This window comes from Glutamicibacter sp. NPDC087661 (assembly GCF_044743275.1).
In the GTDB taxonomy this organism is placed as follows: domain Bacteria; phylum Actinomycetota; class Actinomycetes; order Actinomycetales; family Micrococcaceae; genus Glutamicibacter.
The window spans coordinates 22,628-46,278 of sequence record NZ_JBIUWE010000002.1 but is presented as its reverse complement, the minus strand read 5'-3'; the positions used below and the strand labels follow the sequence as shown (position 1 = coordinate 46,278).

The window sequence follows — 23,651 nt, the reverse complement described above, 5'->3', positions numbered from 1 at the left end:
CAAGGAGAACCATCAGATGAGCGAAACTGCCCCATACAACGGCTTGGTCACCAATCGGCTTGCCGGACGAGTCGCCACTATTACCGGCGGAGCCTCCGGCATCGGCCTGGCTACGGCCAAGCGCCTGGCCCATGAAGGCGCCAAGGTGGTTATTGGCGATATCTGCGCCGAGGAAATCGGCCAGAAAGCCGCCGAAGAAGTCGGCGGGCTTTTCGTCCGCACCGATGTCACCAATGAGGAAGACGTCAAGAACCTGTTCGCCACAGCCAAGTCGACCTACGGCTCGGTGGATATCGCATTCAACAACGCGGGGATTTCCCCGGCAGACGACGCTTCCATCCTGGATACCGGCATCGATGCCTGGCGCAAGGTCCAGGAGGTCAACCTGACCAGCGTGTACTACTGCTGCAAGCACGTGCTGCCGTACATGCAGGAACAGGGCCAGGGCTCCATCATCAACACCGCGTCCTTCGTCGCTGTCATGGGTGCGGCGACCAGCCAGATCAGCTACTCGGCTTCCAAGGGCGGGGTGCTTTCCATGAGCCGCGAACTCGGTGTCGAGTTCGCCCGGCAGGGCATCCGGGTCAATGCGCTTTGCCCCGGCCCGGTAAATACCCCGCTGCTAAAGGAGCTCTTCGCCAAGGACCCGGAGCGAGCAGCACGTCGCTTGATCCATGTGCCGCTAGGTCGCTTCGCAGAACCGGATGAGCTGGCGGCCTCGGTAGCCTTCCTTGCTTCCGATGATTCCTCCTTCATCACCGCGAGCCAGTTCCTGGTGGACGGCGGCATCGCTGGAGCCTACGTGACCCCGCTGTAAATAGCGAAATGCTCCCCAGAAGCTGGCAACTGATTGTCCAGTTCTGGGGAGCACTCGTGCCTACTATTTCTTTGCCAACGCCCTTCTGCCAGCTCGATGTGCTCCAGCATCCCCAATTAATCGGCGGGCAACGGCCCGAGGGCTGCCGGATGAAACGTCCCAGTCAGTGAGGCTCATCCCGGTCTTCTCCTAAGCCGAGAACTTGGCCCCCGAATTCGGATTGGGCTTCAGTGTAGCGTCCGCCGAAGAGCTGGTTCGCAGTTCAAAATGACCGGAACCCAGAGCTGCCAGCCAAGGTCCATTGCCGGCAGGCTTCGCCCGCAGAAACGCACGCTCGGGTTTGTTTCCAGCCAGCGACATGGCAATCGCAAACTCCAACCAAGCGGCTTCAACTCTCGCAACACATAGCAGCAGGACTCCCCTCGGGTTGCAGGCAACACGCGGTAACTGCACGCGACTGCTGGATCGCATAGCGGCCTCCAGTCTGCACAATGCACCTAGCCGGGACGGGGAAGCCAGCCCGAGACAAGCCGGCCCGCACCGATCTTCATGAAAGTTCTTTCCTTCCAGCCGATAGCCAACGCCAAACTCAACCTTTACACTGGTGTGATACTCAGATCAGGCTTCCGCCGCCACCAACAAAGGATGCTTCTTGCGCATTGGAGAACTGGAACAGAAATCCGGGGTGCCAGCCCGAATGCTGCGCTACTACGAGGAGCAAGGCTTGGTGACACCACGCCGCCTGAGCAACGGCTACCGGGAATATGACGAATACCTGGTGGACCGGGTTGGGAAGATCCGCGGACTCCTCGACGCTGGCATCCCGACGCGGATCATCAGCCTCATCCTGCCTTGCCTGAACCAGCCGCAAACGGTCGTTGTCGACGATCCGGATCCGGGACTTCTCGTGGTCCTGCAACGCGAACGGGACCGGATGACAGAAAAGATCGATGTCCTGTCCCAGAACCGGGATGCGATCACCCGCTATATCCAGGCGCTGGAGGCCGCATCCAGCGCCCAGGAAGGCGCCACCTCGGACCGAAAAGCGTCGTAGCAAGGCTCCCGATTTGACCTTGACATTGGTGAGAGGGTTGCACAATGGGTAGGTGATTTCCTCCTACCCACCTTCGACCGCCGGCGGTAGCCGTTTTCGAGCAGCCTCTGCACGGGCTTCCGTCGCGCCCGCGCAGTCATGGGGCGCGCTTCCGCACCCGAACGAGTCGACTCTCCGGTCCCATATAACTGATGACGCCGATAGCGACGGCGTCCGCCGCGTTACGCCCGGACCCCGCGTTGAACGCAGCGCCCTTTGGCCGGGCGGAAGCCCGCGCCATGGCTATTGCTTGTACTGCCTTGCGCTGCGCAAGAAGCCCCACGGCTCATCCGCGCGATCCTCGATGCGACGAGCATTCTCGCCCCGACTTTCCCCAGGAGAACCCTCTTCGTGGGCAAGACCACGACTCACTACTGCATCCGGCCGCAGAACCTGTCGTTCGCGGTCGCAGCAACCCCGGTATTTACACCCATTAACTGCCCAAGGCCCGCATGAGGGCCAGAAATGGAACACCCATGTCAACTTCCCAAATGATTCTCGGTATGCAGCTGGGCAACGGGTTCGGAACCCATGGCGCGGCCTGGCGTGGCACCGGCGTGGACCCGGCCAACTACGCCGATTTCGACGCACACGTGCGCTACGCCCAGGCGGCCGAACGCGGCAAGTTCGCGTTCCTGTTCCTGCCCGACTTCCTGGCCTATAAGGCGGATGGGATGCAGGAGGCGCCAATGCTGACCCTTGAACCGGTGCTGACCCTGGCCGCCATCGCCCGCGCGACCGAGCGCATCGGCCTGGTGGCCACCGGATCCACGACCTTCAACGAGCCCTACAACCTCGCCCGCCAGTTCAAGGCCCTGGACGTGATGAGCCACGGCCGCGCCGGATGGAACGCCGTGACCACCAGCGACCCTGCCTCTGCCGCGAACTTCGGGCAGGAAATAGCACCCCGGCCGCAACGCTACCAGCGGGCGCACGAGAGCATCCAGATCACCCAGGCGCTCTGGGGCAGCTGGCAGCAGGATGCCTGGATCAAGGACAAAGCGAACGCCCAGTTCATCGATCCAGCGAAGATCAATGCCGTCAACCTGCAAGGTGAATATGTCGCCTCCCGCGGGCCGCTGCCCATCCCGCCCTCGGAGCAGGGGCAACCGGTGATCTTCTCGGCCGGCGGAGGTGCAAACGGCCTGGAGATTGCCGGCCGGTACGCCAGCGCCGTCATCGGCGCCGTGTTCACCATCGAGGAAGCGCGCGCCCAGCGTGAAGCCGTCCGGGAGGCGGCGCGCAAGGCCGGACGCAACCCCGACGAGGTGAAGTTCATCGCCGGAGTCATGCCGGCCATCGGCGCCACCAAACGAGCCGCCGTGGATCGCCGAGTTGCCTTGGGCGATCGAGCCGCCGTGGCTCTGGTTCCTTATCTGGGCTCCATGCTGGGGCTGGCTCTCGATGAGAGCCAGCTCGACGAGCCGCTGCGGAGCGCCCAATTGGAGCGTGCCCAGCCCAGCCCCTTCGACCCACGTGCCCCACGTGCTCTCGAGGTGGCACGTGAAGGGTGGACACTGCGTGAGGTTTTGGCCCACGGAGTTATCGATTACCACCCCACTCCTGTTGGTCCAGCGTCGGTCACTGCGGATCACATGCAGCAGTGGTTCGAGGCGGGCGCCTGCGACGGCTTCTGGGTATCCATAGATGTCTACGAGGACGGAATCGATACCTTCGTCGACGAGGTTATCCCGCTGCTCCAGCAGCGCGGCCTGTACCACGAGGACTACGAAGGCAGTACGCTGCGCGAGCACCTCGGCGCCCCGGCCCAGTACGGCCTGGATACCCGACTGGCGAACCCTGCGCAATGAGTGCCACCGAGGGCAACCACATCCACGAAATTGACCAGGATATATTCCGCAGTACCGTCGGCAGCTTTGCCCCTGGCATCACGGTCATCACCGGCCACGATAGCCACGGGCCCGTCGGGTTCACCTGCCAATCGTTCTACAGCGTCTCCATCGATCCGCCGCTGGTGTCCTTCAGCGTGATGAAAACCTCCGCCAGCTATCCGCGGATCCGCGACACCGGAAGCTTCGCGGTCAACGTGCTCTCGAGCGGGCAGGGGGCAGTCGCCAATCAGTTCGCTCGAAAAGGCGGAGACAAATGGGATGGCATCCAATGGAGCACCGCGGTACGGGGAAACCCGATCCTCGATGGCACCCTGGCGTGGCTGGACTGCACCATCTTCGCCGAGCACGATGCCGGGGACCACTGCATTGTGCTCGGGCGTGTGACAGAGGTGGGAACCTCACCTAGCGGCCACACTGAACCGTTGCTGTACTTCCAAGGCAAATTCCGCGAACTTCGCTGGTAGCACCACGTTTTGGTCACATTCGCAGACTCGGGACTTGACCTTCACATCAATGGCAAGGTTGAGAATTGAGAAGCACAGATCCCGCAAAGGAGAATTATGGAAATCGGAATCATCGGCGCCGGCTCGATCGGCTCGACCATCGCCCGGCGGCTCAGCCGCCACGGACACAGCGTCACCATCGCGAATTCCCGCGGCCCGCAGACCATCCCCGCCGCGGCCTTGAGCGCCGGTGCGCGAGCGGTCAACGCCGACGAAGTTGCCAACGGCGTTGATGTCCTGATCCTTTCGGTTCCGATGAACCGCAACAAGGACATCGCCGCCTACGTCCGGCGCGCCCCCGGATCCGCGGTGGTCATCGACACCTCCAACTACTACCCGTTCCGTGACGGCATAATCCCCGCCTTTGAAGCCGGGCAACCTGAGAGCGTCTGGTCATCCCAGTTGTTCGGCCGCCCCGTTGCCAAAGCCTGGAATGCCATCACCTCCCAGTCCTTCAATACGAAAGCCACCGAGGCGGGCCATACGGACCGGGCGGCCATTCCGGTGGCGGCCGACCGTGAGGACCACCGGAGCCTCGCGATGTCCCTGGTCGAAGAAACCGGCTTCGATGCCGTCGATGCCGGGGTCCTCGCCGAGTCCTGGCGCCAGCAACCCGGCGCACCGGTCTACTGCACGGATCGTACGCGCGAGGCGATGCCCGCCTTCCTGGCAGCCGCGGACAAGGAGCGCGTGCCGCAGCGCCGGGATCTGGCCATGGAGGCCATCGGCGGCTACATCGCCGCCGGAGGCACCCCGGATGGCAAGTTCCTCGTCGCGATCAACCGCGCCTGCTACAGCTGACGCGGCAGACGCCACACTTCACCCTACAAGCCAGGAAGAATAACGAGTGACTCCTCACGAATCGACAGCAATACAGGAAGTCGGCGGCCGATCATCCTCCGGCAATCCAGCCCCGGCGCAGAGCGCATCATGGGCGGCGGTAGCCTCGCTGGGCGTGGGCGTCTTCGCCCTCGTGATGGCCGAATTCCTGCCGACAAGCCTGCTCTCCCGGGTTGCCGCGGATCTGTCGGTGACAGAGGGCCTGGCCGGCCAGTCCGTCGCCATCACCGCCGTCGTCGCAGCGGTTTCCGGCCTGCTCATTCCCGTCCTGATCCCGCAAATGGACCGTCGGCGCCTGATGATCATCCTCTCGGCCCTTGCAGTGGCTTCCAACCTGCTGGTGGCGTTCGCCCCGGCTTACCCGGTCCTGCTCGCGGCCCGCGTCCTGCTGGGCATCGCGATTGGCGGCTTCTGGTCGCTGGCGATCTCGATCACCGCGAGGCTGGTTCCGCCCGCGAAGCTCGGACTGGGCTTGACGGTCGTGAACCTCGGCGTCTCGCTGGCCACCGTTGCCGCCGTCCCGCTGGGCACGCTGCTCGGCGAGGTGTGGGGCTGGCGCGCGGTATTCGTGCTGGCCGCCGGCGTGAGCATCCTCGCGGTCATCATCCAGGCAGTCACCCTACCATCGGTCCTGGCCGGCCCTTCGGGAGGCTTCCGAGCACTGGGGCAGACCCTGCGTTCCCGGCTGATTGCCATCTGCCTGTTCACCCTGGCCCTGATGGGTGCCGGGCACTTCGCTGGCTTCACCTACATCCGCCCTGCAGCCACCGGGTTGGGCGGACTGGATCCGGAGCAACTCGCGGCCCTGCTGCTGGTGTACGGTCTGGGAATCGTGGGCGGCAACGTGGTCGCCGGGCCGCTGGCTGACCGCATGCTGCGCGGCGCTTCGCTGATCTTCCCGCTGCTGCTCGGTCTAGCAATGATCGGCTTCGCCCAGCTCGGCAGCAGCACCGGTCTGCTCTTCGTCGCCGCCGCACTCTGGGGAGCCGGTTTCGGCGCTCTGCCTACCATCTTCTCGGCCTGGCTAGCACGAGCCGAACCGGACCGCCTCGAGAGCATCGGTGGGCTCCAAACAGGGGTGTTCCAGGTGGCGGTCGCCCTCGGTGCATTCCTGGGCGGGCTCCTGGTTGATGGTGCGGGCGTGCAAACCGCTCTGGTTTTTGGCGGTCTCACCGCCGTGCTCGGCGCCGTGATCCTGGTGCTGGTCAAACCCCGGCCACTGGCAGGTTGATCCCAGAATCATAAACGCGGAATGCGGTAGGAGTGCTGGGTTAACCTCCTGCCGCATTCTGCGCAGCCCTCCGATATTCCGGCCCATCGGCGCACAATCGTGCCAGTTCAAGAAGTTATTGTCCAGCGCGGGGTCGTCGGTGGGCCTGCCTAGGCCGGCCACTAATTCGCACCGTTCACCTCGGGCGTTCAATCAGGTGCATCACCAACGGATGGCTCTTAGTGGAGCATCCCCCGCGCCAAATAACGCAAACAGCTCCACTGCGGCGGGTAGCGGAGGCCCAAAGGCCGTGCGCTCGAGAATTGCAGCCAGTCGGTCGCACGACTTGCATCCGCGGCGCCCGGTGGGATTCTCGACAGCACTTAAACCAGATCCGTTCACGAGTAGCCGAATCCACTTCGCGGTTGGCCCGAGGGCACGCGATACCGCAAGCCATGCCTGCTGCCTTCACTACAGTGGAGAATTCCAACACCTTGAAGCACCAGCTGGCATCGGATGCCTGCCGCAAGCAATGATGCGGCAAACTACGCCTACGTCAGCGTTTTTCTATCTCACTTTATTGGGCATTGCCATCCGCGGTCAGCCGACGCAGCTGCCGCGCAGGCACAAGCGCAAGCACTCATTACCCCTCCGACGATTATTGCCAGCGCAGATCACGACTTACGCGACTCACAGGTGAGCCAGCAATTTCGATCAGATATTTCCAACATTTGACGGACCCCACAGTGACTGCGGGACCTCGCCGGAAATGCGGTATTCGCGATCTTCCAATGCGCCGGTCACGGCAGCGGTCAGGCTATTGACGATGTGGGCATGAGACAGTTCAGCAGCACTCATAGCGTCGCCGGCAATCACCAGATCGAGAATCTCGTAGTGCTGGTTTAGATCGAGTGTTCTTGGCTCATTTCCGGCCGGCAGCTCCAGTCCCACGCGGCGATACCTGTCAGTCTTATCCCATAGGTCATCGAGCAGCCGGATCATGACGTCATTATGCGACGCGACATAAATTGCACGATGAAACGCCCGGTGCGCAGCGACCGCTTCCTCACCCCAGGTACGCGTTACGGGCAGGAGCTCGGCTGCAGTTCTCTTCATTTCCTCAATATCACGGTCAGTACGACGCAGCGCCGCGAGTTGTGTCGCTGCCGGCTCCATTGAAAGGCGAACTTCAAGCAGCTGACGAGCCTCAGAACCACTCATAGGCGACACGCGAACATCGCGGTGCGTATCCATCTCCACCCAGTCCTCACTGGCCAGCTGCCTGATCGCTTCGCGCAATGGGGTGATACTCATGCCCATCTCTTCAGCGAGGTCGTACTGCGATAGACGCGAGCTTGGCTTCAATTCGCCTGAGACAATCCGGCGGCGCAATTCGCTGTATGCCATAGCACCCTTGCTGCTGAAGGTACTCGTTGCACTCATTTTTCCCTACTTGTTCTTATATGGACTCAGGGGTTGTGCCCCGCATCACTTTCAGTATAGTGTACCTAAATATCTTATAAGACTCTTATAAGAGCCTTATAAGCGGAACTCCCGAGAGAAGGAAACATCGTGAAAATTGTCTCTGCACACACCGGAACTATCCCTATCAGCTCGTCCATGCGCAACGCATACATCGACTTCAGCAAAATGGACTGCACGATTCTTGCACTCGTCAGCGACGTCATCGTTGACGGAAAACCGCTGGTTGGTTATGGATTCAATTCCAATGGACGCTATAACGCCACGGCGATCCTCGAAGAACGCATGATTCCACGACTGCTCAATGCCGCACCTGAGGATCTACTGGACGATGCAGATGAGCTGTCCCCCGAGAAGGCTTGGGACATCATGATGGGCAATGAAAAGCCCGGCGGCCACGGCGAGCGCTCGGTTGCGGTGGGCGTAGCGGATATGGCACTGCATGACTTGGCCGCGAAGATCGCCGGAGTGCCTCTATACCGGTGGATCTCCGATCATTACGGCGATGGCAACCCGGATGAAGACGTCTTTGTCTACGCCGCCGGCGGCTACTATGCCCCGGGCAAGACACTGGAAGACCTGCAGAACGAGATGCGCGGATTCCTGGACGCAGGCTACGACATCGTCAAGATGAAAATCGGTGGCACTGACCTCGCCGATGACATCAAGCGCATCGAAGCTGTCTTGGAAGTCCTCGATGGTGACGGAACCCGCCTGATGGTGGATGTCAACGGAAAATTCGATCTCGAAACCGCGCTGGAATACGGCAAGGCCATCGATAAGTACAATCTGTTCTGGTACGAAGAAGTCGGCGATCCGTTGGACTACTCGCTGAACGCCACGCTGTCCGAGAACTACAAGAACCCCATCGCCACCGGGGAGAATCTCTTCTCCCTCCAAGACGCCCGCAACTTGATCCGCCACGGCGGAATGCGCCCGGATCGCGACTACATCCAGGTGGACCCAGCGCTGAGCTACGGACTAACCGAATACCGACGGATCCAGGACATGCTGGCCCAGCACGGCTGGTCCTCACGCCGCTGCATTCCGCACGGCGGGCACCAGTTCTCCCTGCACATCGCCGCAGCCCTCAAGCTCGGCGGCAACGAATCCTACCCGGGCGAGTTCCAGCCCACCGGCGGCTTCACCGACGACGCAGTCATCGTCAACAGCCGAGTGGCACCCGGCGAACTGCCAGGTATCGGGCTCGAAGGCAAGGCAGAGTTCTACGAGCTCCTGCGTGCTTTGCACACTAAGCAGCCGGTTCTAGCTCACTAATCAACGGCGATTCCCGTTGCCATCCGGGTCTACGGGAATCGCCGCCCCCAGTTCTTCTCGAATTAAGTTTTTCCTGCACGCTCTAGTGCCCCTCTGAACGCAGCCTGGCCACTCCCGTTCTCGGTACGCGGCTCCGTTTCGTTTTCAGCTGCCCCATCAGCTCTCCCGCATTCCGGGAACCTTTACGCAAAGTTCGGCCTATTCGTCATACCCTTCTAACAACCAATCTTAGAAAGTGCCGCCATGGAAAATCCTACTCTGCATTCCCTCTGGGGAAGCCTATGGAACTCGCACCGACAGACCAAAAGCCTGCTATCCCTTCCCAAATTCCGGCACCGCGCTGAATCCCAACTTGTCATGAGTAATCAGGCCGCGCAGCTCCTGCAGGGCGACGACGCCCCAGCAAAGAGTACCGACCTGCTTCCTGGTGCCAACGCCAACCCCGAAGGCCCCGGCCCCGGTTATACGCCTTCACGCATTGTCGGCCTGATTCTCGGACCCCTGTTGTTCATCGTGGCAATGTTCTTCTTCTCCCCCGAAGGCCTTTCGCCGCAAGGCCAAGCGGTACTTGCCGTGACGCTTTGGGTCGCCACCTGGTGGATCACTGAGGCCATACCCATTCCAGTTACCTCCCTCTTGCCAGTGGTGCTCCTTCCCCTGACGGGTGGCCTGGACGGGGATCTGGTTGTCTCCGCATACGGCAATGACATTATCTTCTTGTTCATTGGCGGGTTCTCCTTGGCGATCGCAATGGAGAAGTGGAATTTGCACCAGCGCATCGCCCTGGCGATTGTCTCAGCAATCGGCACCAGCCCTAAACGCATTGTTCTCGGTTTCATGGTGGCAACAGCATTCTTGTCGATGTGGGTTTCCAATACAGCGGCAACAATGATGATGATCCCCGTGGGCTTGGCGGTCGCCTATCAGGCCGCGCGTTCCCTTCGTGGCGGTGAGCATGCTGCAGATTTGTCGAAATTCGAGAAATCCATAGTTTTCGGTATTGCCTACGCGGCTACTCTCGGTGGCCTCGGCACCCTCATTGGCACACCACCACTGGCCATTTTCGCCGCAACTTCAGGCGAGCTTTTTGACCAATCAGTTTCCTTCGGCGGTTGGATGCTCTTCGGAATCCCTATCGTTATCCTGCTTCTGGCTTTCACCTGGTTCTACTTGACCCGTGTGGCCTTCAAAGTGAAATTCAAGCATCTTCCAGGCGGTGCGGAACTCATTAAAAGCGAACGCAATGCACTGGGTGGCATGTCACGCGAAGAAAAGGCTGTCATGTCGATCTTCCTCGGAGCTGCCTTCTTGTGGGTCACCCGTTCATTCATCTGGGAAGACTTATTGCCGGGAATCAGCGACGGCATTATCGCCATCATGGCGACAGTGGTGCTATTCATGCTTCCCACACGGCAGGCCGAGCAACCGAAGATCTTGAACTGGGATGATTCGAGGAAGATCCCGTGGGGAATCCTCCTGCTGTTCGGCGGTGGCCTAGCCATTGCCGCAGGCTTTGTCGAAAGTGGCCTGTCGAGTTGGATCGGTGACCAGCTGCGCGTGCTCGACGGTGCCAATGTAGTGGTCATCATCATCTTGGCAACCGCTCTTGTCCTCTTCCTGACCGAAATCACCTCGAACGCCGCCACTGCAACGATGATCCTCCCCGTTATGGCAGCTTTCGCGCTGGCACTGGGAATTCACCCATATGCGTTGATGGTCCCTTGCGCTATGGCTGCCAACTGCGCGTTCATGCTTCCCGTTGGCACTCCACCAAATGCGATCTTGTACGCCACCGGAAAAGTGAAGATCACCGAAATGGTCAGAGTTGGAATGTGGCTCAACTTCATCGCGTTGGCCCTGATTGTCATCGCCGCTCTTTACCTACTTCCTGTGTTGTGGGGTATCGATCTGATGTCCGTTCCAGCTGACTTCCAGTAAGCCCATGGCGGGCCACGAGTATCAGATGATTCTCAGACCGCCACTGGGGCAGGGCTGCTGCCGTGAAACTATTGATTCCCGGCAGCCGCCCTGCCGGGGTCCCGAAGTTGTATTCCCAACGTTCAGACTTGCAATGAATATCAATTTTTACTTTCAAAGATGGAGAACCACTAATCATGGGCCGCGTGCTAATCACCACGGACTACCTTCGCCCCAACGACGACATCGACAATTTGCTCAAGCAGCACGGTCACGAAACAACTTTCGCCCCGTTTGAATCGAAGCGCGATACTACTCAGCAGATGTCCTTGCTCACCGGTTTTGACGCCGCAATTATTGCCAGTGAACCAATTACCCGAGACATGCTGGCTTCAGCACCCAGCCTCAAGGTACTGGCCCGCAGCGGCGTCGGCTACGACTCCATTGATGTCCAAGCCGCAAGCCACTATGGGGTACGAGTCTGCAACGCTCCAGGCAGCAATCATTATTCCGTCGCTGAAATGGCCATCGGCCTTCTCATCATGTCAGCACGACATTTGGCGAATGTCACCAGCGCAGTTCGGCTAGGGCAGTGGCCACGCAAAGCGGGCCACGAATTGCATGGAGCAACCTTGGGCATTATCGGGTACGGGCCGAGCGGGCAGGCCACAGCAAAGCTGGGACTCGCACTGGGCATGAAAGTCTTGGTAAGCACAGCACATCCGAGCAGCTCAGATAGGGAAATTAGCTTCACCGACCTCGATACAGTGTTCAAGTCCGCCGATTATCTATCCCTGCATTCTCGTGCAAGCGGTACTGGCCCGCTTGTCGATGAGGCGAAGTTTGAGCTGATGAAGGATTCGGCGATCATCATCAATACTGCACGTGGATCGCTGATCAATGAGTCCGCTCTGGCTGCCGCACTTAGCAATGGCACGATTGCAGGTGCCGCGCTCGACGTTCTCGACCACGAACCAATGACGGATTCCAGCCCCCTTCGGGGACTGGAAAATCTGATAATCACATCCCATCTGGCAGGGCAGACCGTGGAAGCTCGATTACGCGCCGGGATGATCGCCGCCCAGGCAGTCATCGACGTCTTGGCCGACCGCCAACCGGATCATCCTGTCAACTAGCAGTGTTCTGCCCCATGCAACAAGCAGATTGGAAAATCATGTCAAAAATTCATCGCGTCGCTGTCATTCCTGGCGACGGAATCGGAACCGAAGTGGTACCGGAGGGCCTGCGTGTCCTGGATGCCGCTGCAGAAATATTCGACTTCAATCTCGAATACGAGCACTACGATTTCGCATCAGCAAACTACTACAGCCAGCATGGCAAAATGCTGCCGGAAAACTGGTTCGAACAGCTCAATAGATTCGACACCATCTTCTTCGGAGCAGTTGGCTGGCCGGACGTCGTTCCCGACCATGTTTCGCTTTGGGGAAGCCTCCTGCAGTTCAGGCGACATTTCGACCAGTACGTGAGCCTGCGGCCAGTCAAGCTTCTGGAGGGTGTGCCTAGTCCGTTGGCTACTCCTAAGCCCGGGGACGTAGATTTCTATGTCGTGCGGGAGAACACCGAGGGCGAATACTCCAGTATCGGCGGAAAGCTCTTCGACGGAACCGACCGTGAAATCGTCATGCAGGAAACCGTCATGAGCCGCACGGGAGTAGACCGAATTCTCAAGTATGCATTCGAGCTGGCCCAAAGCCGTCCGAAGAAGCATCTGACCTCGGCGACGAAGAGCAACGGAATTTCTATCACCATGCCGTACTGGGACGAACGTGTTCAGGAGATGTCTTACGCATATCCCGACGTAAACGTCGATAAGTTCCACATTGATATTCTGGCTGCCAATTTCGTTATGCATCCCGAGTGGTTCGACGTCGTTGTCGCCAGTAATCTCTTTGGCGACATTCTCTCCGATTTGGGACCTGCCTGCACCGGAACCATCGGCATCGCACCCAGCGGGAACATCAATCCGGAACGCAAATATCCGAGCTTGTTTGAGCCCGTGCACGGCTCAGCACCCGATATTGCCGGCAAGGGGATTGCCAACCCTGTCGGACAAATCTGGTGCGCTGCCATGATGTTGGATCACCTAGGTGAAACCAAAGCCGCCACTGCTATTACCGATGCCATGGAGTCCGTGCTGTCCCAAGGGCAAGCAGTGCTTACACCGGATATGGGCGGCAAAGCGTCAACCGCAGAATTAGGGGCAGCCGTAGTCTCAGCTTTAGTCAGCTCCAAGCATTGAACCGCGGAACCCGGCTCACTCGTTGAATGATGACCGGGTCATGCTGATTTCTTCAATCCCCATGGCCCCGCTCAGTGCACTTCACTGTGGCTCTCGACGCGAACCAGCTACGCTTGGAAGCAAGCAGCGCACTATCGCAGTCGTGGATGCTTCGACCAGTTGGCCGTACGTTACTTCTGCCAAGGAATCCAAGCCGGCGCCGGCATCCAGATCGATGCGTGCGGTACCTTTTCCATTCTTGATCGCAATGCAGCGGCAATAGGCAGCCGCCACCGTAGCTGCGGCTTGGCAACCCGTGAGGGCCAGGACTGCGAGGCCGAGCAGGTTCATGGGAACCAGTGCGGGGTGGCGCAGGAGGCGGACCCTTTAGAACGGTGCGAGTGTCCTCGATTTCGAGATCACCAATACTCAAACACCGGAAAGTGACAACGAATTACGAGACTGCCGTACTCGTGAGGAAACTCAGGATGAACGACTAGTAGCCACCCCGCCAGGCAGCACGGCGATCGGCTCAATCTTGCACCGGGGAACTACTGATGCGCGGCGATGGCTTCGGCCAGCTCGTCGAATCCGAGCCGGCGCGCATTCTCCAGGGCGGTGCGCCCCTGCGGGTCGGTGATCCCCGGATCCGCCCCGGCGGCCAGCAGCAGCCTGGCGGCCTCTTGCTGGTTTGGCCCTCCATCGCCAAGCAAGACGGCTTCTTGCAGCGCGGTCCATCCCGGATTGTTCACATGGTCAAGCGGAACACCTGCCTCGATGAGCATCTTCACGGTCTCCACATGGCCGTGCTCGCTGGCCGGAATGAGCGCGGTCCCTCCATAGCGGTTGAGGCTTTCAACGTCCGCCCCGTTCTCCAGCGCTAGTTCCAGAACCTCGTTGAAACCCTCGGCCCCGGCATAGAGAAAGGTCGAATCCTCAAGATCATCCTTGGCATTGACGTCCCCACCGGCGGCAATCAGTTCCCGCACCAGTTCCACGTCATCGTCCTTGGCCGCGCGGATCAGCCGCTGATCCAATTCATCCTGCTCCACGGCGGTGAGGCTCGCTTCCGGTGCCGTGGTTTCTGGGGATGCGGATTCGGTACTGGACGGTGCCGGAGGACCCACGAGTTTAGCTTCAGGCGCTGCCATGGAACACCCCGCGAGAACAGCCAAACCCGCAAGAGACAGTGCTCCAATGCCCAAGGCCCTTCTTCCATGGCCAGTAGCTTTGATCTCCGTGGCAGTTGATGGGTTCTGGTTCTTGCTCATGAGCGCTCCTTGCTGGGGATCTCCCGTAGTCCGGAAAACGGGCTTCCTCCCATCATCCAGCACCACGGCTGCTGCGGGCATCGTCCGATATGCGATGAAAACCATCCAGAAGGCGGAGCACAAAACCTGTCCCAGGTCCTACCATGGGGAAAGCATCTACATCACGACAAAGGTCTTGCCATTCCTACCGCTACTGCTCCCCCTAAATTCATGCTTGCGCCACGAGCCAACATCGACACCCTGGTGCATGTCGGCTTTGCCGTGCTCATGTTCACCGCACTCATCCGCTACGTCCTGCGCCATGATCCGGTGGAAAATCTCTGGATTATGGTGCTCGCCGGCGTGGTCTGCGCGCTCTATCTGGTCACTGCATTCCTGGTGAACCGAGGAACGGGCCAGGGCCGGTGGGTCATCGTGCTGGTAGCGACTTCCTCCGTTCTGGTGCTCCTCGCACCGAGTTTCGCCTGGTGCTCCTTCGGACTCTTCTTCCTGTGCCGCAGGACGCTGCGCGGATTGGCCGGGTACCTGGCCGGCGGGCTGGCCATCCTGGCCGCGGCAGTGAGCTGGTTCAGGTTCAGCGACGACAAGGACATCGTGATGCTGCTCGGGCCCATCGCCATCGGGGCAATGCTGACCCTGATCTTCGACAGGATGGAACAGGATGCGGCGGAGCAGCGCCGGCTGAACCAGGAGATCTCCAGTGCGCAGCTGCAGCTCGCGGCCAGCGAGCGCCGCGCCGGGATCATCACCGAACGGGCACGGGTCTCCCGGGAAATCCATGACACGGTGACCCAGGGCTTGGCCAGCAGCCTGCTGCTGCTCGAAGCGGCCAACCGGATTTGGCCTACCGCGGCCTCGCAGGATGAAGTCCGCCAGGCCAGCGAATTGCTCCGGCAGAACCTCATGGAAACCCGGCGACTGGTCCACGACTTGGCTTCGCCTGCCACTGATGCCGGTCCGCTGCCCGAGGTGCTCCGCGAAGCCGCGGCCACCTACCTCCCGGATCTCCAGCTGCATGTCGTGGGCACCGAGCGCGCAGTATCCCCCGAGGTCCGCCATGCCCTGCTGCGCGTGGTGCAAAGCGCCGCCGCCAATGTGAAACTTCATTCCGGGGCAGAACAGGCCACCGTCACTATCGGTTTCCTCCAGGACACCGTCACCTTGGACATCCATGACAACGGCCGGGGCTTCACCCCGGAGAAGCTCCAGGCCCCCTCCCAGTCCGGCGGCTACGGGTTGCGCGCCATGAGGCAGCGCGTGGAACAACTAGGCGGGGAATTCTCGGTGGAAAGCACCCCGGGTTCCGGGACCGTCATCGCCGCGCAGATCCCCAGCGAGGAGAACATCTCATGAAAACAATTTCGGTGCTTTTGGTCGATGACCATCTCGTGGTCCGCAGCGGCCTGAAGGCGCTGCTTGATACCCAGCCGGATATCGAGGTCATCGCCGAGGCCGGCTCCGGCGAGGCCGCCCTGCGGATCCTTGAAAATCTTTCCCCCGATGTTGTGGTCATGGATTTGGCCATGGGCGCGGGCATGGACGGCATCGACGCGATCAAGGAAATCCGCCAGCGCAACGCCAAGCAGGCGGTGCTGGTGTTCACCACCTATGATTCAGATGCCGATATCGTGCGGGCCGTGGATGCCGGCGCCATGGGCTACCTGCTCAAGGATGCCGCTCCGGAGGAGATCTTCAGCGCCGTGCGCGGTGCCTCCAATGGAAAGAGCGTGATGAGCGCCCCGGTGGCCTCCAAGCTCTTCCGCAGGCTGCGCAACCCCGACGAGGCACTGACTCCCCGCGAGGCGGAATTGCTCAGCCTGCTGGTCGACGGGCTTGGCAATAAGGAGCTGAGCCAGCGGCTGTTCATCTCGGAAGCTACGGTCAAGACCCACCTGGCCCATATCTATGCCAAGCTGGGCGTGGAAACACGCGTCGAGGCGATCACCACCGCCCTCCGCCGGGAGGGCATGCGCTAGGTACCGCAAGGCGCTGGAAGACTCATCCACCAGGCCGCCAGTCCCAGCTTGATGGCCGATGTCTTTGCTGGCTTGAAACGACAAGATTGATTTATCACCAAGCCCCACCGGGCCTTAGTGGACATCATCTTTTGTGAATCGAGGCAGAACCCATGAAGAAGCACATCAATACCTCCAAGCTGCTCATGTCGCTGGGCGGCGTATCCTTGGCCATCGGGCTGCTGGCCGGGTGCACCTCCGGTGTCGAGGCCGGGCAGGCCAACGCAGGCAGCACCGCCGAAGCCACGCAGGGCGCAGCAGCAGCCACCGGCACCATGACCCCGTCCGAGATCCTGTCCTCCACCGCATGGGAAACCACCGGTGCCACGGATGCCCAGGGCGAAGCAGTGGAGCTCTCCGACAAGGATGTCAGCAACTTCGTGGGCAACGCCTACTTCCGCGCCGATGGCACCTTCGACATGTACAACCTGGATGACTCTCCCAAGATGCAGGGCGATTGGACCGTCAGCGACGATGGCAAGACCCGCAGCATCGTCGCCAAGGATGACGCTGGCAAGGTGCTGTTCACCCGCGATTCGCAGATCGTCACGCTCGCCGGTGAAGAATTCACCTACCGCGTCTTCCCAGATCCTGAAAAGACCGATGTCTACTTCGATATCGTCCACACCCCGACCAGCCACCCCGAGCCAGCTGTCTCCTGACGATCATATTAAGCAATCCATCAGCCCACCACTGCTAGGAACCCTCCGGAAGTGGCGGGCTGATGGACAGTCGGCAAGCAAGTTAGATTCAGCCAGTCCTCGCCAGCGCTCCAGCCTTGCCCAAGAGTTAGTCCAGTTCAAGGATCCGGGTCATGAAGATGCTGTTGGGGTCCTCCAGATAGGAACCGAAGGGCTGGCATTGCTGGAAGCCGTGCTTTCGGTACAGCGCGCGTGCAGGTGCGAAGAACTCCATCGCTCCCGTTTCAAGGGATACGCGCGATAGCTTGCGCTCTGCTGCATCCTCCAGCGCATGGAGCAGCAACCGGGAAGCGACGCCTTGCCCGCGGAAGTCCGGGTCCGTCCGCATGCTCTTGAGCTCCTCGTGGCCCGGCTCCAATACCCCCAACGCGCAAGTGCCCACGATGCGCTGGTCCTTCTGCGCTGTCCAGAGCCGGACGGTTGGCTGGCGTAGCGCAGCCAAGTCCAAGGCATGCTGGGACTCCAGCGGCGACTGCGGCGCCATGTCAGCAAGGTGGGCTTCGAGGAAGGCTCTCAGGGAGGGATCCTCGAAGTCTGCGGGTTCAATGGACAACGTCATGAGCGACAAGATATCAGCAGTTTGTATCGCAGATGTTACGGGCAGCTAGTTGCCCTATCGCCATCAGACCTCATAAATGCTCGGGCCCGGCTTCTTCTGTGTGGCCTCCCGATTCTCCGGCGATGCCCTCCTGCGGATACAAGTCCGCTCCGGTGCGATCCTTCAAGGTCAGGGTTGCGATCAGCGAAGCGCCCACCCAGATGAACAGGTAAGTCGAGACCGCCACAGTGGTATTGAACTGGCCCACCAGCGCCGCGGCAATGGTCGGGGCGAACGCGCCACCGATCACCGAGCCCAGGGCGTAGCTGATCGAGGAACCGCTCAGGCGGATGCGGGCCGGGAACAACTCGGCATACAGCGCCGGCAACGGACCGTAGGAGAAGCCCATGAAAGCGCCGAAGACCACCAGGGACACGGTGACCCAGGCCAGGTTCCGGGTTTCGATGAGCAGGAACAGCGGGAAGAGCCAGGCCAGCAACAGCACCCAGCCGATGATGAACATCTTCTTGCGGCCAATGCGGTCCGAGACCACTCCGCCGATCCAGGTGGAGATCAGCCAGGCCAGCGAGCCGATGGTGATGATGTTCAGGATGTCGCCAGCCTGCAGTTCCAGCTTGTTCGTTGCATAGCCCAGGATGAAGCCGCCGGTGAGCATGTACCCGGCAGTGTTGTTGCCCATGAAGACCAGCGTCGCCTGGATGACCTTCTTGGGGTGCTTGCTGAACAGCGTGGACAGCGGGGCCGACTCGGTCTGCTTGGTCCGGGCCATCTCCTCGAAGACCGGTGATTCCTCCACGCGCTGGCGGATGTAGTAGCCGATGAGGATCAGCACGAAGCTGAGCAGGAACGGGATGCGCCAGCCCCAGGCCATGAACTGCTCCGGGGAGAGAGCGGCGGCGATAATGGCGCTGACCGCGGAGGCCAGCAGCATGCCGGCCGGTACGCCGAGCTGCGGGAAGGCACCGAATTTGCCGCGGGCATGATCCGGCGCGTGCTCCACTGCCATCAATGCCGCACCGCCCCACTCGCCGCCGGCGGAGAAGCCCTGGACGATGCGCAGGAAGATCAGGAGAATCGGAGCCCAGATGCCGATGCTCGCATAGGTGGGCAGCAAGCCCACCAATGTGGTGCCGACGCCCATCAGGACCAGGGTAATGATCAGCACCGCTCGGCGGCCGTACTTGTCGCCCACCCGGCCCATCACGATCGCGCCCAACGGGCGGAAGAGGAAGCTGATGCCGACGGTGGCGAAAGCGATGATGGAGCCCAGCGACGCTTCGGCGGGAGTGAAGAATTGCGGGGCCAGGACCAGGGCCGCCGCATTGGCGTAGATGAAGTAGTCGTACCACTCCACGGTGGTGCCCACCATGGTCGCTCCCGCGACGCGTTTCTGCTCCTTGGTCATGCGCCCGGGTACTGCAGCTGGAGTGCTCATGGTTCCCCCTCGATGTTGCGAGTATGCAGGAATCACTTTCCTCCGCCCCAGCACCCCAGTGCTGGCCGTTCATGCAGGATCGACTCCCTGCCTTGATAGTAGGCCTCTGCCGAACCCGCTACAAGCGGTATTTCTCCATGCGCGCCGCTCCCCTGGTTGTTCGCGTTGCTCCTGCAAAAACCTGTCAGGCTTGCGCGAACAGCTTGGCGGCATCAGCCACGACCTGCTTCGTCCCGCCCTGGTTCCAGCTCTCGAGTTGGCGCGTGGCACCATTGCCGAGATTCGCGAGCGAGTCCAGGTAATCGGCCACGAACTGTTCATCGCCATTGCGCTGCAAGTGCCGGCCCGCGTAATCGAGCACCCGCTTCATCATGGCCTTGGCAGGCACGGGAGTCCTGGATTCGCTATCGACATAGGTGCCTTCCACTCCCGACTTGGCCGCTTGCCACAGGCCCAGGTCGAGAACCTCGGACGCTGCCGTGCTGGCGGGGTTCTGTGTTGCCGAGGCAGTATCCACAATGGCCCGGATGAGCAAAGCCAGGGCCACGGATTCGCCGGCTGCCATCTGCGTGTCCGCCGCCCGGACTTCAATGGTCGGATGGTTCACCGACAAGCGGGCGAACCAGCCGATATGTCCCGGATCAAGCAACGCCCCGGAGGTGATCATGTCCTCAATGCGCTGCTGGTATTCCTGCGCTGTCGCAAAAGCCGGCGGGATGCCTGCCGCAGACCATCTGCGGTAGTGCACCGTCCGCCACGACGCGAAGCCGGTCGGCTCCCCGTTCCAGATGGGAGAGTTCGCGCCCATTCCCGCAATCAGCGGCAACCAGCCGCGCAAGGCATTCAGCGCCCGGACTCCGGCGGCGGCATCCGGGACATGCACATGGATGTGCAGTCCGTTGATGAAATGCTCGCGGGCGATCCCCGGGACGAACTCGTGGATCGTTGCGTAGCGCTGGCCCTTGGTGAACTCCGTAGTACTCGGGAGCCCCAGCGCCGTTCCCGAAGCAAAGGGAAGCACCTGGTGTTCGCGGCAGATCCGCTCAATGGCGGCGCGCCGCCGCACCAGCGCTTCCACGGCTTCTTGCGCAGAGGTGCAGATTCCGGTGACGATTTCCAGCTGGCTGGCCAGAAGTTCGCGGTGGACCGTGGTGCCAGGCAGATCGAGGCCAAGCAGCTGGGCGCTGAGTTCATCGGCCATCGGCACCGGGGCGGCAGTTTCCGGATCCACGAGGAAGAATTCCTCTTCGATCCCAAAGGTCCTGGTCATGGATGCTGGTTCGCCTTCCTTGGGCAGCAATACGAACTGAACATTAGACGGCAGCTGGCCAGGGACGGCCGTTCCCGGCAGGAAACCCAGCGATTTTCCAGCTTCGCAGCAGTTGCGGACGCGGCTATTCTCAGGCGCCCGTTCACCCGCCTCGCCCTACGCCCGATAGCTGCCCCGGGCACCTGCTGACCGCTTTTCACAGCTGCTACTGAGCTTGCGGCCATGCAAGCACAAGCCCCGGCGCAAGGGCTTGCAAAGTGTGCCACGCTCTAATCACCGCGGCTCGGCAAAGCACTGCAAGAAGCCAAGCTGCGGGCCGTCACGCCCACTTGGAGGCGCAGCTTCAGCCGGCCGGCCACTGGCCAGCCGGACTGGAATGACTGGATTGATCCGAAGTCGAACGCAGCAGGAGGACAGACCCATGATCAGCACAGAACAACTTCAGGAACTCAGCGCAATTGGCGGCACCGTCATTGGACCCGACGGCCAGAAGATCGGCAAATTCGGCCAGATTTTCCTTGACGACCGCAGCGGGCAGCCGGAATGGGCGACCGTCCGCACGGGCCTCCTCGGCCTCTCCGAGAGCTTCGTTCCGCTCAGCCAGGCAACCGTCGCCGGCGATACGCTCTCGGTGCCCTATAACAAGCAGACCGTCAAGGACGCCCCGAACATCGATCCGGAGGGCCAGCTCACCCCAGAGCAGGAGCAGGAGCTCTACCACTACTACAGCCTGTCGTACCAGGAAGCGGACCAGACCGCCGTGCAGCCCGGCGTCCCGGAGACCGATGCCCGCGCCGAGTATTCACGGGAAGACGTGCGCGATCCGGTGGCCGGCACCTCCCAGGCCTCTGCCATCCGTTCCGAGGAGCGGCTGCATGTGGGAACCGAAAGCGTGGAAACCGGCAAGGTACGCCTGCGCAAGCACGTGGTCACCGAGGATGTGGCCACCACGGTGCCGGTGAGCCATGAGGAAGTGCGGCTTGAGCGCGAGCCCATCACGGATGCCGAAGCCGCCGGCACCAGCGGAGAATTGGCTGAAGACGAGCAGGAGGTGACCTTGCATGAGGAACGCCCCGTCGTGGAGAAGACTGTTGAGCCAGTTGAGCGGGTCAGCCTGGAAAAGGAAACAGTCATCGAGGAGGAACGCCTCGAAGCGCAGTTGCGCAAGGAACAGGTGCAGGCCGAGGGCTGGGAAGGCGGCCGGCAAACCCGCTAGCGCTGGCGCGCTGGCTTTGCGCAGGAGCTGAACCTGCACGCAGCGGTGATCGGGGCGGATTCCGGCGGGTGCCGGGTTCCGCCCCGATCCACGCACCGCCGTTGCTGGACGTTCCCTAGGTACTGGAAGATTCCCGTGCCATCCAGTCGGCAATCCCCTAGCGTGGCTAGCATGACGGCGGCCAGCATGCCGGGCCAACGTTTCCTTCCGATCGCAACAGCCAGAATGAAGGAGCAAGATCATGGAACATCCAAAAGATCCTGTCATAGCAACACGTCCGATGGTGCAAAAGGCCGCGCTGGCGGTCGGCATCGTGTTCTTCCTGGTCGGTGTCCTCGGATTCATTCCGGGAATCACCACCAACTACGGATCGCTCTCTGGTGCCGGCCACCACTCTGAAGCCAAGCTGCTGGGAATCTTCCAGGTCTCGTACCTGCACAATGCCGTGCATCTGCTCTTCGGTGTTGCCGGCTACCTGATGGCGCGAACCGTGCCTGCTGCCCGCAGCTACCTCATTGGCGGCGGAATCATCTACCTGGCCCTGTGGGTCTACGGGCTGGTCATTGATTTCGACAGCGCCGCCAACTTCATCCCGCTGAACGATGCCGATAACTGGCTGCATCTGGGGCTCGGTGCGCTCATGATCATCTTGGGATTGCTCCTCTCCCGCAAGGCGACCGGACAGCATCGGGACCCGCACGCGGCTTGACCAGATGCTCAATTGCTGAGGCGGGCACCCCGGCATGCCGGGGTGCCCGCTCTGTCCATGCAGTCCATGGCAAAGTCCTCAGCGTCATCGCCATACCCAATTCCTTGGAACGCCAAGATCGCCGGACGCCGGGAATCCCAGGATTCCGGGATTCTAGGCGAGTTCGCTGGCGCAGTCGCGGCAGATGACGCCTAGGCCAGTCTTCTGCACGGCTTGGCTGCGATGGCGGATAGTGAAGCAACTGGCGCAAAGGAACTCATCCGCTGCTTGCGGGAGGACTTCAACGCTCAGCTCTTCCTCGACGATAGCACCAGGGAGCTCCACGCCATCGGAAAGGTCGGTTTCTTCAAGCTCGGCCGCATCGCTCTTCGCGTCGGGGGCATCGGCTTGTTGCACGTCCTTGAGCGTCTTCTCGGACGCCGCGGCGAAATCCGGACGAACTTCGTCATAATCTGCAGCCATGTTCCTGCCTCCACAGGTGGGAGAATACGCGACAACCACAACGTAGTGGCGTGCCACTGGTTCGCCAAGGCCCCGGATGGCGGGCTTTGGCCCCAGCGCAGCGAAGCCGCCGTCCGGAAGGCTGGCTTCGACGGCGGCTTGGCCGGCTGGCGGCCAATTGCTAGGAGCTGAGCTCCGCGGCAATGGCGCTGTTGAACGCATCAAGGTCGCCTGGATTGCGCGAGGTAATCAGCACGAAGCCGCTTGCCGGGCAGCGGAAAACCTGTTCGTCCTTCCAGGTGCCGCCGGCATTGACGACATCGGACTTGATCGAAGTGTATGAGGTCAAGGTCTTGCCCGTGGCCAATCCGGTTTCCACCAGCAGCCATGGCCCATGGCAGATGGAAGCGATCGGCCGGCCCGAACCGGCAAAGGACTTGGCAATGCGCTGGGCATCGGCATCCAAGCGGAGGTGGTCGGCATTCAGCGTTCCGCCGGGGATCAGCAGCAGATCGAAATCCTGCTCGTTCACTGCTGCCAGCGCTTCACTGGCTTCGAAGACCTCCCCCAGATCCCAATCGCCGACCAGCGACTTGACCTGGCCGGCCTCCGGGGCCGCGATCACCACTTCCGCACCGGCTTGGCGCAAGTGCTCCACCGGCTTCTTCAGCTCATCCTGCTCGACTCCGCGGTTGGATACTGCCGCAAGTACTTTCTTGCCTGCTAGGTCTGGCATATTCATGCTCCTTTCATCGTCCACAGCCCACTGTGCTCTGGGCAGCTACCGCAGGCAAGCCGCAGT

At 61.1% G+C, this 23,651-nt stretch carries 22 protein-coding genes; 15 read left to right on the top strand and 7 right to left on the bottom strand.

Annotated elements, in window-relative coordinates:
- Window positions 1-16 precede the first annotated feature (16 nt).
- From ACIOTN_RS07020 to ACIOTN_RS06995, 6 genes are all read left to right on the top strand, one after another.
- Window positions 17-817, top strand: coding sequence for a 3-oxoacyl-ACP reductase (locus tag ACIOTN_RS07020; RefSeq protein WP_402735019.1), 801 nt, complete (start codon window positions 17-19; stop codon window positions 815-817).
- A gap of 652 nt (window positions 818-1,469) precedes the next feature.
- Complete coding sequence (locus tag ACIOTN_RS07015; protein ID WP_402735018.1) at window positions 1,470-1,871, top strand: MerR family transcriptional regulator; 402 nt, start codon at window positions 1,470-1,472, stop codon at window positions 1,869-1,871.
- A 515-nt stretch (window positions 1,872-2,386) separates the two neighbouring features.
- The gene (locus ACIOTN_RS07010; protein ID WP_402735017.1) at window positions 2,387-3,721 is read left to right on the top strand and encodes an NtaA/DmoA family FMN-dependent monooxygenase; all 1,335 of its coding nucleotides are present in this window, start codon (window positions 2,387-2,389) and stop codon (window positions 3,719-3,721) included.
- Window positions 3,718-4,227, top strand: coding sequence for a flavin reductase family protein (locus ACIOTN_RS07005; RefSeq protein ID WP_402735016.1), 510 nt, complete (start codon window positions 3,718-3,720; stop codon window positions 4,225-4,227). Before ACIOTN_RS07010 ends, ACIOTN_RS07005 begins: the two co-directional genes overlap by 4 nt.
- Before the next feature lie 96 nt (window positions 4,228-4,323).
- A complete protein-coding gene (locus ACIOTN_RS07000; RefSeq protein ID WP_400341507.1) occupies window positions 4,324-5,067 on the top strand; it encodes an NADPH-dependent F420 reductase in 744 nt (247 codons plus the stop codon).
- Between the two features lie 46 nt (window positions 5,068-5,113).
- Window positions 5,114-6,337 carry an MFS transporter gene (locus ACIOTN_RS06995; RefSeq protein WP_402735015.1) on the top strand — a complete coding sequence of 408 codons (1,224 nt, stop codon included), beginning with the start codon at window positions 5,114-5,116 and terminating at the stop codon, window positions 6,335-6,337.
- A gap of 693 nt (window positions 6,338-7,030) precedes the next feature.
- Here ACIOTN_RS06995 and ACIOTN_RS06990 read toward each other — a convergent pair.
- Window positions 7,031-7,723 carry a GntR family transcriptional regulator gene (locus tag ACIOTN_RS06990; RefSeq protein ID WP_402735014.1) on the bottom strand — a complete coding sequence of 231 codons (693 nt, stop codon included), beginning with the start codon at window positions 7,721-7,723 and terminating at the stop codon, window positions 7,031-7,033.
- Between the two features lie 165 nt (window positions 7,724-7,888).
- Between ACIOTN_RS06990 and ACIOTN_RS06985 the strand changes: the two genes are divergently transcribed.
- From ACIOTN_RS06985 to ACIOTN_RS06970, 4 genes are all read left to right on the top strand, one after another.
- A complete protein-coding gene (locus ACIOTN_RS06985; RefSeq protein ID WP_402735013.1) occupies window positions 7,889-9,076 on the top strand; it encodes a mandelate racemase/muconate lactonizing enzyme family protein in 1,188 nt (395 codons plus the stop codon).
- Between the two features lie 357 nt (window positions 9,077-9,433).
- Window positions 9,434-11,014, top strand: coding sequence for an SLC13 family permease (locus tag ACIOTN_RS06980; protein WP_402735012.1), 1,581 nt, complete (start codon window positions 9,434-9,436; stop codon window positions 11,012-11,014).
- Between the two features lie 176 nt (window positions 11,015-11,190).
- Window positions 11,191-12,129, top strand: a complete 939-nt coding sequence (locus tag ACIOTN_RS06975) for a phosphoglycerate dehydrogenase (RefSeq protein ID WP_402735011.1) — start codon at window positions 11,191-11,193, stop codon at window positions 12,127-12,129.
- 38 nt (window positions 12,130-12,167) lie between these two features.
- Window positions 12,168-13,253: a tartrate dehydrogenase gene (locus ACIOTN_RS06970; RefSeq protein WP_400341904.1), complete on the top strand. Its 1,086-nt coding sequence runs from the start codon at window positions 12,168-12,170 to the stop codon at window positions 13,251-13,253.
- A 530-nt stretch (window positions 13,254-13,783) separates the two neighbouring features.
- Here ACIOTN_RS06970 and ACIOTN_RS06965 read toward each other — a convergent pair.
- Window positions 13,784-14,503, bottom strand: coding sequence for an ankyrin repeat domain-containing protein (locus ACIOTN_RS06965; RefSeq protein WP_402735010.1), 720 nt, complete (start codon window positions 14,501-14,503; stop codon window positions 13,784-13,786).
- Window positions 14,504-14,713: 210 nt separating this feature from the next.
- Here ACIOTN_RS06965 and ACIOTN_RS06960 point away from each other — a divergent pair, with 210 nt between their 5' ends.
- The 3 genes from ACIOTN_RS06960 to ACIOTN_RS06950 all read left to right on the top strand — a co-directional run bounded on the left by ACIOTN_RS06960 (window position 14,714) and on the right by ACIOTN_RS06950 (window position 17,180).
- Window positions 14,714-15,856 (top strand): sensor histidine kinase, encoded by a 1,143-nt coding sequence (locus tag ACIOTN_RS06960; protein WP_402735009.1) that lies wholly within the window; start codon window positions 14,714-14,716, stop codon window positions 15,854-15,856.
- Complete coding sequence (locus ACIOTN_RS06955) at window positions 15,853-16,479, top strand: response regulator (protein ID WP_402735008.1); 627 nt, start codon at window positions 15,853-15,855, stop codon at window positions 16,477-16,479. The genes ACIOTN_RS06960 and ACIOTN_RS06955 overlap by 4 nt, the downstream gene beginning before the upstream one ends.
- A 152-nt stretch (window positions 16,480-16,631) precedes the next feature.
- On the top strand, window positions 16,632-17,180 hold the full coding sequence (locus tag ACIOTN_RS06950) for a DUF4822 domain-containing protein (RefSeq protein ID WP_402735007.1): 549 nt from the start codon (window positions 16,632-16,634) through the stop codon (window positions 17,178-17,180).
- Window positions 17,181-17,307: 127 nt separating this feature from the next.
- Here ACIOTN_RS06950 and ACIOTN_RS06945 read toward each other — a convergent pair whose 3' ends face one another.
- The 3 genes from ACIOTN_RS06945 to ACIOTN_RS06935 all read right to left on the bottom strand — a co-directional run bounded on the left by ACIOTN_RS06945 (window position 17,308) and on the right by ACIOTN_RS06935 (window position 20,483).
- Window positions 17,308-17,778, bottom strand: a complete 471-nt coding sequence (locus ACIOTN_RS06945) for a GNAT family N-acetyltransferase (RefSeq protein ID WP_402735006.1) — start codon at window positions 17,776-17,778, stop codon at window positions 17,308-17,310.
- A 70-nt stretch (window positions 17,779-17,848) separates the two neighbouring features.
- Entirely contained in the window at window positions 17,849-19,213 is a 1,365-nt protein-coding gene (locus ACIOTN_RS06940; protein ID WP_400341528.1) for an MFS transporter, read from the bottom strand.
- 184 nt (window positions 19,214-19,397) lie between these two features.
- Window positions 19,398-20,483: a YbdK family carboxylate-amine ligase gene (locus ACIOTN_RS06935; RefSeq protein ID WP_402735005.1), complete on the bottom strand. Its 1,086-nt coding sequence runs from the start codon at window positions 20,481-20,483 to the stop codon at window positions 19,398-19,400.
- Window positions 20,484-20,904: 421 nt separating this feature from the next.
- Between ACIOTN_RS06935 and ACIOTN_RS06930 the strand changes: the two genes are divergently transcribed.
- Window positions 20,905-21,699, top strand: coding sequence for a YsnF/AvaK domain-containing protein (locus ACIOTN_RS06930; RefSeq protein WP_402735004.1), 795 nt, complete (start codon window positions 20,905-20,907; stop codon window positions 21,697-21,699).
- Between the two features lie 241 nt (window positions 21,700-21,940).
- Window positions 21,941-22,408, top strand: coding sequence for a DUF4383 domain-containing protein (locus tag ACIOTN_RS06925; protein ID WP_402735003.1), 468 nt, complete (start codon window positions 21,941-21,943; stop codon window positions 22,406-22,408).
- Window positions 22,409-22,561: 153 nt separating this feature from the next.
- Here the strand turns inward: ACIOTN_RS06925 and ACIOTN_RS06920 are convergent, their stop codons facing one another.
- Complete coding sequence (locus tag ACIOTN_RS06920; RefSeq protein ID WP_400341534.1) at window positions 22,562-22,870, bottom strand: DUF4193 family protein; 309 nt, start codon at window positions 22,868-22,870, stop codon at window positions 22,562-22,564.
- Between the two features lie 160 nt (window positions 22,871-23,030).
- Window positions 23,031-23,585 carry a type 1 glutamine amidotransferase domain-containing protein gene (locus tag ACIOTN_RS06915; protein ID WP_402735002.1) on the bottom strand — a complete coding sequence of 185 codons (555 nt, stop codon included), beginning with the start codon at window positions 23,583-23,585 and terminating at the stop codon, window positions 23,031-23,033.
- Between the last annotated feature and the right edge of the window lie 66 nt (window positions 23,586-23,651).